At 60.5% G+C, this 13,635-nt stretch carries 14 protein-coding genes and 1 pseudogene; 8 read left to right on the forward strand and 7 right to left on the reverse strand.

Annotation, left to right across the window (positions count from 1 at the left end; translation table 11 throughout):
- Positions 1–70 precede the first annotated feature (70 nt).
- Positions 71–541 carry a hypothetical protein gene (locus JLZ96_RS19005; protein ID WP_027497649.1) on the reverse strand — a complete coding sequence of 157 codons (471 nt, stop codon included), beginning with the start codon at positions 539–541 and terminating at the stop codon, positions 71–73.
- A gap of 145 nt (positions 542–686) precedes the next feature.
- Positions 687–1,046, reverse strand: coding sequence for a hypothetical protein (locus JLZ96_RS19010; RefSeq protein WP_201010964.1), 360 nt, complete (start codon positions 1,044–1,046; stop codon positions 687–689).
- Between the two features lie 143 nt (positions 1,047–1,189).
- Between JLZ96_RS19010 and JLZ96_RS19015 the strand changes: the two genes are divergently transcribed.
- A complete protein-coding gene (locus JLZ96_RS19015) occupies positions 1,190–1,531 on the forward strand; it encodes a DUF6461 domain-containing protein (protein WP_201010965.1) in 342 nt (113 codons plus the stop codon).
- A gap of 584 nt (positions 1,532–2,115) precedes the next feature.
- On the opposite strand, the gene JLZ96_RS19020 is transcribed toward JLZ96_RS19015, so the two are convergent.
- From JLZ96_RS19020 to JLZ96_RS19030, 3 genes and pseudogenes are all read right to left on the reverse strand, one after another.
- Positions 2,116–2,388, reverse strand: coding sequence for a hypothetical protein (locus JLZ96_RS19020; protein WP_201010966.1), 273 nt, complete (start codon positions 2,386–2,388; stop codon positions 2,116–2,118).
- A gap of 41 nt (positions 2,389–2,429) precedes the next feature.
- Positions 2,430–2,831 carry a hypothetical protein gene (locus tag JLZ96_RS19025; RefSeq protein ID WP_201010967.1) on the reverse strand — a complete coding sequence of 134 codons (402 nt, stop codon included), beginning with the start codon at positions 2,829–2,831 and terminating at the stop codon, positions 2,430–2,432.
- Between the two features lie 386 nt (positions 2,832–3,217).
- Positions 3,218–3,577: pseudogene (locus tag JLZ96_RS19030) on the reverse strand (NB-ARC domain-containing protein); the annotation flags it as partial.
- Between the two features lie 145 nt (positions 3,578–3,722).
- Between JLZ96_RS19030 and JLZ96_RS19035 the strand changes: the two are divergent.
- From JLZ96_RS19035 to JLZ96_RS19055, 5 genes are all read left to right on the forward strand, one after another.
- Positions 3,723–3,950: an SDR family oxidoreductase gene (locus tag JLZ96_RS19035; protein ID WP_201010968.1), complete on the forward strand. Its 228-nt coding sequence runs from the start codon at positions 3,723–3,725 to the stop codon at positions 3,948–3,950.
- A 795-nt stretch (positions 3,951–4,745) separates the two neighbouring features.
- Entirely contained in the window at positions 4,746–5,699 is a 954-nt protein-coding gene (locus tag JLZ96_RS19040; protein ID WP_201010969.1) for an MBL fold metallo-hydrolase, read from the forward strand.
- Between the two features lie 159 nt (positions 5,700–5,858).
- Positions 5,859–7,583, forward strand: coding sequence for a bifunctional 3-(3-hydroxy-phenyl)propionate/3-hydroxycinnamic acid hydroxylase (locus JLZ96_RS19045; RefSeq protein WP_201010970.1), 1,725 nt, complete (start codon positions 5,859–5,861; stop codon positions 7,581–7,583).
- A gap of 34 nt (positions 7,584–7,617) precedes the next feature.
- Positions 7,618–8,481, forward strand: coding sequence for an alpha/beta fold hydrolase (locus tag JLZ96_RS19050; protein ID WP_201010971.1), 864 nt, complete (start codon positions 7,618–7,620; stop codon positions 8,479–8,481).
- 13 nt (positions 8,482–8,494) lie between these two features.
- Positions 8,495–9,445, forward strand: a complete 951-nt coding sequence (locus tag JLZ96_RS19055) for a 3-carboxyethylcatechol 2,3-dioxygenase (protein WP_201010972.1) — start codon at positions 8,495–8,497, stop codon at positions 9,443–9,445.
- Positions 9,446–9,798: 353 nt separating this feature from the next.
- Here JLZ96_RS19055 and JLZ96_RS19060 read toward each other — a convergent pair whose 3' ends face one another.
- Positions 9,799–10,572 carry an SDR family NAD(P)-dependent oxidoreductase gene (locus JLZ96_RS19060; RefSeq protein WP_201010973.1) on the reverse strand — a complete coding sequence of 258 codons (774 nt, stop codon included), beginning with the start codon at positions 10,570–10,572 and terminating at the stop codon, positions 9,799–9,801.
- 58 nt (positions 10,573–10,630) lie between these two features.
- The gene (locus tag JLZ96_RS19065; protein WP_201010974.1) at positions 10,631–11,563 is read right to left on the reverse strand and encodes a VOC family protein; all 933 of its coding nucleotides are present in this window, start codon (positions 11,561–11,563) and stop codon (positions 10,631–10,633) included.
- 143 nt (positions 11,564–11,706) lie between these two features.
- Between JLZ96_RS19065 and JLZ96_RS19070 the strand changes: the two genes are divergently transcribed.
- Positions 11,707–12,642: a LysR family transcriptional regulator gene (locus tag JLZ96_RS19070; RefSeq protein ID WP_268963057.1), complete on the forward strand. Its 936-nt coding sequence runs from the start codon at positions 11,707–11,709 to the stop codon at positions 12,640–12,642.
- Positions 12,639–13,631, forward strand: coding sequence for a LysR family transcriptional regulator (locus JLZ96_RS19075; RefSeq protein WP_201010976.1), 993 nt, complete (start codon positions 12,639–12,641; stop codon positions 13,629–13,631). Before JLZ96_RS19070 ends, JLZ96_RS19075 begins: the two co-directional genes overlap by 4 nt.
- The last annotated feature ends 4 nt before the right edge of the window (positions 13,632–13,635 follow it).

Raw genomic sequence — 13,635 nt, forward strand, 5'->3', positions numbered from 1 at the left:
CCGTCCACAAGAACGGGGCAGCGACACCTCGGTGGTTGCGGCTCCCGAGGCTCGAATCCAGTGCAGGCGCTCAGTCTTCGATCGTCACGATCGGAGAAGCCTGCTGCACGGTAAACGAGTTCCACGGCAAAGTCGCGAGGACGTCGGGCAGCCCGGGGTAATCGGAGACCCACGCTGTTGTCGGATCGACGCCTTCGGTTACGCACGATGCGAGCGCGACATAGGTGCCGGCCGGGATATCGGTGACGTGTTGGGTGCTGATTCCGATCTGGCCCCCGTCGTCGGTCGAGTACAGCGACTGGCCGTTACCGACGACCTCCCACACCGGAGGCAGCACTCCGCCCGGTGCCGGAGCCAACGATGTGCCGCAGGCCAGGTCGCTACCGGAGTTGTTGGTGATCGTGTTGGTCACCGTCGATCCGTCGACCTCGAACGCATACGTCACGTCTGTCGATTGCGCCGCTGATGCCGTCGCTGGAAACGCCGCTAGTGCTGGCGCACAAAGTAGCGCTCCGATCAGAATCCGACTGGTCGATCGCATGGCAATCCTCCTGGTTCGCGTGAACTATGTCCGAGTTGCCAGTCTGCATCAAAAAATACCGATCAGCATCTTTCGAACCGAATGCAGCCGAACGGGGCGAGAAACAGGGTCGAGAACCGTTGTGTCGGTGTCGGATTGCAGACTGCTATGGGTCGCGAGTTTCTCGCACCGCTTCGGCACGCTTCTTGATGTATGCATTCCGAACGCACAGGACGCGCAGGAGATACAGCTTGCCTGGAATATCCAGGATCGCCGCGCCGAGTCGTCCACCACGGAATTCGACCGACATGATGTCGACCATCTGCGTCTGACCCCGGCGTGCGAGAAAGAAGTGCTCGTGGCGCATCGAGGCAAAGGGTCCGGTGACCTGCTCGTCCACGAAATATCTCGCGGGCTCGTACTCGGTGATGCGGCTGGTCAAGGTGAACCACACACCGAGATGCCTGGAGCGGATGTCGATTTCATCGCCCAAACGAAGAGCACTCCGCTTCGAATCGACTCGCACGCTCTCTCCGTACGCTCCCTGAGACTCGGCGTGAACGATTGCATCCGACTCCAGATCGAACACGTCAGCGGGGTTCGCCGCGATCGAAGTCGTGAGCCTGATGGTGAACGCCATGGGCACAGCTTTGCAGGTCGGTGGCAGGGTTGGCCGATGAGCTGATGGCACCGCTGTCGATCGGTGGCGAGGCCCTCACGTTCGCCACTCAGGTCGGCCACAGTAATCTCGCCCAGTGGGTCGACGGTGCTCGAACAGCAATGTTCGATGCGCTCCTGAAGGACGGGCCGGGTTTCAGTGAACCTGACAGCCCCTGGCGAGATCGCATGCGTGAAGCTGGCGATGACCCCGACGGCGAGGGTCCGATGCCCGACGGCCTGTTTCACACGCTGGAGGTCTACACAGCGATGATCGTCAACCACACTGGAATCGAACTTACTCAGGAACTATTGCGCAGCGGACAGTTTCAGGTCGGCGACTCCCTCGAATAGTGGGGGGCTTAGTCGAGTAAAGCCGGTTGCGAGTTGTCGAGGGCTAGCGCGACTCGGAGGGATGTGGTGGCCGGCCGAGTTGCTGACTGTTTCTCCCTGCCGCTCGACTGGATCCGAGCACTCAGCGGCGGAAACGGTCGAGATGGGTTGACGACGCGGGCTACCGAACAAAAATGCCCGTTCACGAACTGCGGTGAACGGGCATTTCGCTGTGCGCCATCAGGGATTCGAACCCCGGACCCGCTGTACTAGAGATAACAATTCAGGGAGGTCCCAGAACGTTCACCGCAGACCCGCCGAGCTGGGTGTTCGGCGAATCGAGTGGCCACCGATGTCCAGGTGAATCCAGACGGGCTCGATCCAAAGTGATGAGTAAACGATGACCTCCTTAGACCCGTTCCCAGTCCATCGGCGTCCGTAAAATCTTTCAACGTCTAAACGGACCGCCCTGTCCTTGGGACTCATCCAGCATCGGAATGAGGATACGCCGCGGACGCGACGCCCCCTAAGATGCTGCGCGTGGTGTCCCGGTGCCGTGAACTGCGATCCAAAGCTACGGCACCGATGCCGGTGACCCCCGTTCGTTAAACATCACGGCTGAAAACGTGCGCCGGATCGTCGCCGCCGATCTTCGCGAACATCAGTCGAAGCGGTTCCATGTTCTGCACGGCCCGCGCAAGATGGTGTACGCGGTTCAGTTCCTTCAGCTCGATCGAATTCCACGCCAGACCAAGCCTCGACTGGACAGCATCTGGACAAGAGACTGCCTCCGCGTGTTGCCGTTCTCCTCGAGAAAGGGATGGCAATATCCCCAAAGTCATGCGTCTTCGCGAAACGAAGAGTTCGAGATCGCGCACAGTCCGGCTCGCCGCGGGTGCCCAAAATTTTCATCGCCTGCTCATCGTGGGGCCGACGAATCGAAGAAGTACGGACGAAACCGAGATCGGTACAACCGAATCGAAAGCAGTCCCAGGCCGATGTAGGCACAGCCGATGAAAACGAAGGCCCCGTGAACCGACGGGAACGAGACTCGGTCGGTGTGGGGTGTTTGGAGTAGGGACGCTTGCAACGCAATGGTGCCACCGATGACCAATCCAGCTTCGGTGAATGGAGTAGCAGACGAGCTCGACACCAGAACGAGCACACCCGCGAGAACGATTGCCAACGGCAGGACGCTCCACGTGGTGGCTACGGTCAGTACGCCTAGCCCCACCGACGCGCATCCCGCGGCCGTCAATGCGGTTCGAGCGAGCGACCATTGCCGCGGAATATCGATATGCATCGCTGCGTCGCAGTCCACGATTGACCTCTTCGATAGCTGTTGATGCAGCGAGACCGTAGATGGGCCATGCCCGGGGCGACGTAACTGCCGATTCTGTCGAACATCGGATTCGGAAATCGACTGCATCGTCCGCACTGTCGAACACTCCCCCGGCAACTCAGGTAAGGGGCGAAGTGTGGTCTGCAGCACAGGTCGAGGAAGGAGTCGAGCAATGTCAGAACACGAGGTGAGTTCTCGACCCGGTCGGGTGGCAGTCATCGGGGGCGGACGGCACGGACATCTGATATGCCACGCGATGAAGTCAACCGCCCTGCCGGTGTTCTTGGACTTGTACGGAGACCACACGTACGTAGGACCAAGCCCAATTCAGTTTATTAGCTACGGATTTCGGCGTATCACCGGAAGTTGTCGAGCACGATGAGCACGTGCTTGTCGCGAAGATAGTCAAGTATCTTGTCCATCGCATCTTTGTTGGACTGATCGATCACCCCTAGCGCAGCAGCCGCGGCCGGTGTCAACGCGTCCGGATCTCGAACCGAGGCAAGATCTATCCATCGGTATGAATCGCGGAACGCCCTGGACGTTTGTTCCGCGATCCGTTCCGCAAGCCGAGTCTTTCCGACGCCGCCAGGACCGAGCAGCGTAACCAGCCGGGATTGCTGCAGGCGGACGCGCGCTTCATCTATCTCTTTACGGCGGCCGATGAAGCTGGTGATGCTCTGTCGGTACGGTCTGTTGCTGTACAGGGGTGACTCCGTTGCCATGGACGCTCTGTGGCGTTCAGCGAAACATACCTCACCGATGTGTGATCGCGAACACAGGCATCGGCGCGGGTGAACGCAATGAAGACCACATGACGTCAGGAAAGCCGATCACGGCAAATAGATCCTCTCAGCAGGCAGATTTGACATGTCCAGTGTCGAGACAGCGATGGCTGCCGCCGCGGAGCACTTCGGAGGAATCGATATCGTCGTGGCCGGAGCCGGAGCCGGAATCGGAAACGTAATCGGGTCCATCGACGCGACCCGAGCCGAGGAGTTCGAACGCGTCGTGGACGTCAATCTGACCGGCGCATGGCGCACTTCCCGTGCCGCTGCGCCTTACGTCTCGAAAAGGGCGGGCATCTCCTGGCGATAGCATCGGTGGAAGGTCGTCATCCCGAAGAAGCTGAAGAATGCGGGTATCGCGCCAGGTGCGCTGCGCCCGCTGATCGAGCGCATCGACTAACCAGCTTCCTGCACTCCCCGCTGCACAGCAGCTACACAACCCCAACCGAAACATTCGCGAGGCGATCGAACTCTCCCGTGTAAGCCGCCGACGGTCTGAACCGTCCTCGAGACGGCCTGTCGCGAACAATCTCGGATCGGTACCAGAAAAGTAGACTCAACGGAGGCCACGCTGAGCCTCACGTGTGGGGCAGGGTCGGCTCGACTGCCGGTTCGGCCCTGCCGTTTCCTATCGACGACATCGATAAGCGCTCATCGATACGAACTGATTCTCACCATGCCTCGACTCTCGTAGTCTTGAGCTGCGCGGTTGTTGCCGCGTCAGAGGCGCGGAGGTGGCGATCTTGGAGCACGACCCGACGGCCCCTGATGCGCTGCGGCAGGGTTCGGCGGCGTACCGTTCCGGGTCCAGCGCACCGTCCGCCTTGTCGCGCAGCTGTATCCATGTCTCGAGATCACACTGGACGAAGGCGGAGATCGGCTCCTTGCAGACATATTCGGTGCAGCCTTCGATGCGAGACCACTCCAGCGGCACTCACCGACTCGCGAGTAACGGGCCCTTGCCCGGGCTCCCGTAGCAAAGTCGTGGCGACAGGCTGAATTTCGGTCTCCAACTTCGGTGTGCCCAGCCGAACCCTCATCTGTGCCTTCGACGTCGCCGTAGAAGCGCCCACTCCGTTCAGCCGCCGACAACCAGGAGAGTCCGATGACAGCAGTTATCCCCCAACCACACATTCCGACCTTCAAGAGCGGGACACCACACATCGACGAGGTCGGCGACGGCCTGTTCGCCTACATCCAGCCCGACGGCACATGGTCCATCAACAACCCCGGGTTCATCGTCGGTCCCGATGGCGTCGTCAGCGTCGACACCTGCGAAACTGCCCAGCGCACACAGGCATACATCGACGCAGTTCGTGACTTCACAGGGCGCGAGATCCGGACAGTGGTCAATACCCACCACCACCCCGACCATACCGCTGGGAACGGAATGCTTCCCCGTGCCACCATCATCGGCCACGAACAAACGCGAGCAGAGATGATTGCGCACGCAGAGATCGAGCTACCACCCGGCATATTCGAGGAAATCGACAATGGGAACCCCCCGTTCACCCCTCCATTCCTGACCTACACCGACGGGATGACGCTGTGGTTGGGAGACCGACGGTGCGAGATAAGCTACGTGGGCCGTCCTGCACACACCACCAATGACTCGATCGTGTGGGTCGCCGATCAGTCCGTCCTCTACGCAGGTGACCTGTTGTTCAAAGGCGGGACCCCGTTTCTCCTGAGCGGCTCTGTGACGGGCCTGATCGACGTCCTCGAGAATGTGATCCGCCCGTTGGGTGCCACCACCATTGTTCCTGGCCACGGTCCGGTGTGCGGGACCGAGGTGATCGACGAGACGGTCGACTACCTCCAGTTCGTATCGAAGGCCGCTAGGGACGCACGTGCGGCAGGCGTACCGGCGTTGGATGCCGCGCGAGAGCTGAATCTCGGCCGGTTCGGTGAGTGGACGGACACCGAGCGCATCGTCGGCAACCTGCACCGGGCCATGGCCGAGCTGGATGGACTCCCCGCAGGCGGACCACTCGACGTGCCGAAAGTGTTCCAAGACATGGTCACGTACAACGGAGGCCCTTTGCCTGTACATGCCTGAGCGGGTAGGTCGACACTGCGGACCAAGCAGAACTCCGGGGTCAGGTAGTCGATCTCGAAGTGTTGCGGAACGCGTGTTTTGCAGCGGGTTGGTCTGACTTCGGCCAGACCGTTCTACGGGTAAGTCTTCTTCTCGATGACGAAAGTGAGTGCGGCGCAGATGGAATCTTCCATAGAGTCCGAGGTAGTGATCGTCGGAGCCGGTCCCGCCGGACTGATGTTGGCCAATATCCTTGGGATGTACGGGAAACGTGTCATCGTGTTGGAAGGGCTGTCTTCGCTCATCGACTATCCCCGTGGTGTCGGCCTGGACGACGAATCGTTCCGCACGATTCAAACAGTGGGCCTTGCGGAAGCAGTGCGCCCGCACACGAGTCCACAACACATCATGAGATTGGTCAACGGCGCGGGAAAAGTCATGTTGGTCAACAATCCGCAGACCGAGGAATTCGGCTGGGAACGAAAGCACTCTTTCATACAACCCGAGGTGGACCGAACTCTGTACGAGGGACTCGCGCGGTTCGACAGCATCGAGGTGCTCTTCGGCCATCGAGTGGAAGACGTGGAGGAGGACAGCGACGGGGTCACGGCCATAGCACTCGTCGAGTCAGAGGACGGCGAAGTCACTCGCCGTTCGATCCGAGGCCGATTCCTCGTCGGCTGCGAGGGGGGAAAATCACCTACGCGTAAGCGCCTCGGGGTGAGCTTCGATGGCGAATCTCCCTCGACCCGTTGGTTGGTGGTGGATGTCAATAACGACCCACTTGGCACGCCCAATGTCTTCCTCGGTGCTGACCCGAAGCGTCCGTACGTCTCGATCGGGTTGCCCCATGCTGTCCGACGGTGGGAATTCATGCTGCACGACGACGAGACCGAAGACCAGGTCACCGACCCCGAATACGTAAACACGCTACTGGCCGAACATGTTCCGGATCCCGCTGGACTCGACTTCATTCGCCGACGCGTCTTCACCCACCACGCCAGAGTCGCGTCCAACTTCAGGCGTGGCCGCCAGATCATCGCAGGCGACGCGGCCCACCTCATGCCGGTCTGGCTGGGACAGGGTTGGAACTCCGGGATACGCGACGCCACCAACCTCGGCTGGAAGCTCGCCACCGTACTGTCCGGGCAGGCCGATGACGATCTGCTCGACACGTACACGACGGAACGTAGAGACCATGCGAAGGCGATGGTCGACCTGTCGTTGACCTTCGGAAAGGTCATCAAGGTCACCAATCCCGTTGCGGCTCTTCTTCGAGACACAGCATCCTCGTTCCTGAACCGACTCCCGCAGATAAAGAGCTACTTTTCCGAGATGCGCTTCAAGCCCATGCCGCGGTACACCGAGGGCGTATTGGCCGATCCATCCGACTGCACACCCGGTCGAGCAGGAGCAACGATCACAAGTCGCCTGATTCCGGTACGGACCGCCAACGTGAGGATCTCTCCGGTCGGGGTTCAGTTCCCACAGCCGCGAGTGACCACTGTGGACGGAGCCATCGTTCTGCTCGACGATGCCATCGGGAACTGGTGGTCGGTCATCGTGTGGGGCAACAACCCCAAAGACGTTCTGCCCCAATGCTCCCTCCGCCGACTCGAAGCATTGGGCGCGCGACTGGTGGCGGTGGTACCCGACACCCAACGCGCGTGGGCGCACCAGCACATCGACGCGGACGTGCTCGTTGTGGGAGATCACACCGGGCTGCTCAAGAAGTGGTTCGACGATAGACCGACGCCTTTGGTTTTCCTGCGTCCCGACCGCTTCGTCGCGGGAGCATGTCTGACGCAGAACGCCCCCGCCACTCTCGACGCCATCCTCGCTTCCATGTCGTTCGTCGACCACGCGCCAATCGATATCCCCGACAAAACATCTGCTGCAATATGAATTCGGCGGCCGAAAAATACAGCTAAGGAACACCATGATCGATACACCCACGCCCGAATATGTCACCGACTCCTTCTTCGGCCTTCGAGACCAGTGGATCGAAACCGCCCCCGGCGAAGTCACGCACTACCACGAACTCGGCGAAGGAACACCCATTCTGTTTCTGCACGGGTCTGGGACCGGGGTAACGGCGGCGGCCAACTGGTGGCTCAATCTTCCCGCCGTCAGTGAACAAGGTCGTTGCATTGCAATCGATTCGATCGGCTACGGACAGACCGTCGTCGCGGATGACACCGCGTACGGAATCAAGGAATGGGTTCGGCATGCGGTCCGAGTACTCGACGCACTCGGTATCGACAAGACGTGGATCGTCGGCAACTCACTGGGTGGATGGCTGGCCTTCCAATTCGCGATCGACTTCCCGGATCGATTGCTGGGTATCGTGTCGATGGGTACTGGAGGTGCCAAGCTGACCGGCGCCCTTGCCGGACACTCCAACCCGACGCTCACCGAGAATGGCATTCGCGATACCCTCGAACTCTTTGTCGTCGACAAGTCCCTCGTCACCGATGAACTGGTGGCACTTCGTTACCGATCGGCATTGAACGACACCGCGTCCGACCGTCTGGCCGACGTCGTCGCGGCCCGTGACCGCGATCGACACGATTTGCCCCTCGACTTCGATGTGCTTGCTGCATTGAAGATTCCGGTACTGCTGATACACGGTGTACAGGATGTTGTGATTCCGGTGTCGCGCACGTGGGAACTGCTGAACCTGATCCCCCACGCGGACGCACATATCTTCAGCCAGTGCGGCCATTGGTCGCAGGTAGAACGCGCGGAGGACTTCAATACCGTGATCACGCGGTACCTCGCCAGCCACGGCGTCGGACACTGAGGAGGCTCGGACCATGCCACACGCACTGCTCTGCATGTCGCACAGCCCGCTTCTACATCACGTGAACCCACCGGACGAGGTCAAGGCTTCGGTCGATGCGGCATTCGAGCAAGCCCGCGCCTTTGTTCGCGACTTCGACCCCGATCTCGTGGTCAACTTCGGGCCGGACCATTACAACGGATTCTTCTACGACCTGATGCCACCCTTCTGTATCGGGTACAGGGCACGCGGCACTGGCGACTTCGACTCGTTCGCGGGCGAACTGAATGTCCCGACCGATGTCGCCGAAGCACTCGCCGAACACGTCATCGACCGTGGGATCGACGTGGCGATCTCTCGGCAGATGGAGGTCGACCACGGTGCGGTCCAGCCCATGGAGATCATCTTCGGCGACGTCGCGCCCGTGCCGGTCGTCCCGATCTTCGTCAACTCGGTGGCACGGCCATTTGTGAAGATGGCGCGTGTCCGTGCCTTCGGACAGGCCGTGGGCGAGTACTTCGCGTCGTCGAACAACCGGATCTTGTTCATCGGCTCCGGCGGCTTGTCGCACGATCCTCCGGTGCCCCAAATCGCCACGGCCACGGAGGCACAGCGCAAACTGCTTACCGACGGCCGAAACCCCACGCCCGAAGCCCGCGACGCGCGTCAGGCCCGCGTGATCGCCACAGCCCGCGCTTTCGCTGCCGACGGTGCCGACATCATGGATCTCAACCCCGGCTGGGATCGCGCGTTTCTCGACGTATGCCACTCCGGTCGCGTCGAGAACTTCGACGACTACAGGGCCGAAGAGATGGACGCAGTGGCCGGCCATTCAGCCCATGAGGTTCGGAACTGGGTGTCCGCGTACTCAGCACTGGCCGCGTGTGGGGAATACCGGGTGACCTACGAGTTCTATCGGCCTATCAAGGAGTACATCGCGGGATTCGGGATCACCACCGCTGTACTCACTGACGAACCGACCTGACAGCGCGAGCACCGGCAGCCCCTCGGACATTCCGGGGGGTCGACATCGGTCTGCGCGCGCGACTGCACCGCAAGCAGCGACCAACCTGCCCAAGGGTCACCGATGATCTGCTCACACGCAGACCTTCGGTGACCCTTGGGTGTGTTTTACCCGACCTCGTTCGACGGCAGCCACAGCAGCATCGCCAGCGGCCGGTGTCGATCCTCGTACATACTCGGTTCCGCTGCCGTATGGATCATGTCCATAACACGGGACGAACTACGTCTTCGCAACCAGGCCCGGATAACTACACAAAATGATTGCAATGGATCGTAAGTGATGAGTGCATCGGCGCGTTTCGAGCGCCAACCTGGTCAAGACACCAAAAGTCCACCGTCGACATTGAATTCGGACCCGGTGATGTTGCGAGCTTTGCTGGACGCCAAGAATGCCACCATGTCGCCGATGTCATCGGTGGTCTGTAACCGACCGAGCGGGATCCTCGAAGCAAACCCGTCCCATCCCTCCTCGAAGCTGAGGCCATTGAGCCCGCTGAATTCTTTAACCACCTTGTCGTGCAGATCGGTGGCTACGATGCCGGGATGGACTGAGTTCACAGTGATGTCGTACTGAGCGAGTTCGGCTGCAAAGCTCTTGGTCATCCCCACGATGGCAAACTTCGATGCGCAGTAGGCCGCAATCAGGGCGACCCCTCTTTGGCCACAAATCGAAGACATATTGACGATGCTGCCGCCGCGCTGCTCGATGAAAGCCGGTAGCAGTGCCCTCGTCGTCGTGAAGGTACCCCGCACGTTGATCGACATGAGACGGTCGTACTCCTCATCGGTGACGTCGACAGTGTTTCGGGCTCCGATGTTCATTCCCGCGTTGTTCACGAGTATGTCCACTCGACCGTATTCACGAAGCACCGTCGAGGCCAATTCGTTGGCGGAGGCCGACTCTCGTACGTCGAGTCGGACGCCGAGTGACTCCGTCGGGAGTTCGTCGGCTCGCTTCTGGGCTGCTGCCACATCGATGTCGGCGATCACGATCTTGGCCCCCTCATCGCTCAATTTCTGAGCGCAGGCCAAGCCGATGCCGTTGGCACCGCCGGTGATGACAGCGACTTTTCCGTCCAGATCAGACACGCGGGTTTCCTTCATTGGGCTGTGGGTGGATTTGTTGGAAGACAATGCTGCGGGCGAGTCAGACCGGTGAGGGAACCCATAGACCGATGTCGTCGCGCTGCTTCAGCATGACCGGAAGCATTACCTCTGTCATGGCCCCACCGGTGCCCCACTGATCCTGAGTGTCCGAACGGGTCGGATCGTATACCGATGGCTCCCAAGTGTTTTCATCGACGATCTCGAGTTCGGTCGTGTACTCGATAACATTGTCCAGCGGATCGAGAAAGTAGGAGAACGTATTGTCGCCGGCACCGTGGCGACCCGGTCCCCACAGCGGCCGGTAGCCGCTGCGAATCATCCGGCCCGTGCCGCGCATGTACTCGTCGATTCCGCGCATCTCGAAAGAGATGTGGTTCAACGACGTGGACGGTGCTTGCGAGATCGCCAAAATATGGTGCTGAGAACTGCTGCGCATGAAGCACATCATGTCGCCCAGCCAATCCGACAATCGGAATCCGAGATGCGTTTCGTAGAACGCCTTCGTCTTCTGGACGTCCGTCGAATTGATCACCACATGGCTGAGCTTGCGCGGTATGGACTCCCGTTCCTCGAGGAGTCGGAACGGGCGCTGCTGCACGTCTGCCGACACCTCGATCAGACGACCGTCCAAGTCGAAGAACCGCAGGCCGTACCCACCGCCCGGGGTTGTCATCACGCTCGGTTCGCGGTTCATCTTTACGCCTGCTCGCCCCAGACGCTCAGCCAAGAGGTCGACCTCACCCATCGATTCCGCCCCGAACGAAATGAGGTCGAGACGCTTCTGTCGGTCTTCTCGAATTCGCAGAATGTAGTGCTCTGGATCCGCGGGAGAACCGAAAAAGGTCACTCCTGAATCATTGGCTATGGGCGTGAGGCCCCACACCTTCGTGTAGAACTCCACAGCCTGGTCATAATTCGGTACGGCAAGACCGACGTGCCGCAAATGCGTGATCGGACTGAATCCGGAAGCCATCCGATGAACTCCTCGCCTCTCGACTGCGCCCCCGGGCGGGGCACCGACGTCAACCACGCTAGTGGCGTCGATCACGCGGCACCAACAATGTCTGACGATGCGTTGCTATCGATTTCGTCGATCATTGGGCGTAGCCTCGGCCCATGGATCTCAGACAAGTCGACCTCAACCTTCTGGTGGCGTTCGATGTACTCATGTCCGTGCAGAACGTGACGGCGGCTGCACGCACGCTGTCGGTCGGACAGTCGGCGATGAGTTCGACATTGGCGAGGTTGCGGACGTTACTCGACGATCCAGTGCTCGAACGGCGGGGCCGAAACATGTTTCCGACTCCACTGGCCGAGTCGCTCGTAGTTCCGGTGCGAGAGGCATTGGTCAGGTTCAATTCCGTACTTACCGAACCACCGGACTTCGACCCCGCACAGGACCACCGCAGCTTCACGGTGATGGCAAGTGATTACGCGTCCATGGCAGTTCTCCAGCCGCTACTGGTCGCGCTACCGGCGGAAGCACCTCATATCGAGCTACGCATTCTGCCGGTTTCTGCAAGCTTTCTCGACGATTTGACTGCCGACACCGTCGATCTGACGATTGTCCCACTGGCAGCCGTGGAGTCACTCGCCGATTCCTTCGATTACCGGACGCTGTACACCGATCCCTACGTCATCGCTGTAGACGCGGACAACCCGCATGTCTCGAATGAGATCACGCTGGAACAGTTTTCGTCGCTGCCCTATCTCGCCAGCAACGATGGTCGCTCCCCCACGCTCATCGAGACGCAATTGGATCGGCTCGGGATCCCGCGCCGCCTGGATGTGACCACAGGGTTTGGAATAGCGCCATTCCTGTTGCGCGACACGCCGTTCGTGTCCATTATTCCGGCCAGTTTGGCGTCGACAGTCGCTGAGGGCGCTCGGTTGAAGTTGCTCACGCCGCCCATGCAGCTGGAGCCCATCACAGAGGTCATGGTCTGGGAGGGTCGGAACGATGACGACCCAAGCCACGTATGGCTCCGAGAACGGCTGGTCGACATAGCCTCTGGGAAGACGTGGCCAACGATGGCAGGAGTCGAACGGTGAGCGAAGGAATCGGTTTCGGCACCGGCCATCTGCCGCATCCCCTGCTCGCGCAACTGAGCCGTGTCGATCTCAATTTGCTGGTGGCCTTCGAGGCGCTGATGTCCGAACGAAGCGTTACCGGAGCTGCTGCGCGACTGAGGGTGGGTCAGCCTGCGATGAGCTCGACCCTTTCACGCCTGCGCAAACTCCTCAAGGACCCGATCCTCGTACGCCAGGGCCGAGTAATGATCGCCACTCCACTCGCGAACGCGCTCAGCAAACCGGTGAGCGACTCGCTGGCCGAGCTTCAGGTGACATTGTCGGCTCTTGGAACGTTCGACCCAGAGGTCGACGAGCATTCATTTTCCGTGATCGCGAGTGACTTCGCAGCGGCAGCGCTCCTGCACCCGCTTCTGGTGGAGATTTCGTCGACATACCCCCGCATCCGCTTGGAGGTCAGGACGGTCTCCTACGATATCCCCGATGAGCTGCTCCGTGGACGCGCTGACGTGATCGTGCTACCGCGCGAGTCGATCTCGTCATTTCCTGCGTTATGGAGAGACAACGTCCGTCGCGAGGTGCTCTATCGGGATCGATATGTCTTGGCAGCGGACGCCGCCAACAGCGCAGTCCGTCCGGCAATGACGGTCGACGAATTCAGCGCCATGCCCTATCTCGCAGCAACTTTCGGAGACGGGTCACGGCCCTCGTTGGGCGACACGAACCTCGATGTACTCGGCATACCGCGCCGAGTCGAGATCACGGCAAGCGCCACCGTAGCCCCATTCATGTTGCGCAACAGCACATTGGTGACGCTCCTCCCTCGCACGCTTGCTACCCGTGTGGCCAAGGCTGCCAATTTGCAGCTCATCGATCCACCCATGCAGCTCGAGCCGGTCACCGAAACGCTCATCTGGCTGCGTCGGCTCGACGGAGATCCCGCTCAGTCGTGGTTCCGTGGCCGCCTGCGAGCGCAGGCGGCCAAACTGGTCGCTACCCCGAGTCGCTGAGGGG

The organism is Rhodococcus sp. NKCM2511 (genome assembly GCF_014905595.1).
GTDB lineage: Bacteria > Actinomycetota > Actinomycetes > Mycobacteriales > Mycobacteriaceae > Rhodococcoides > Rhodococcoides fascians.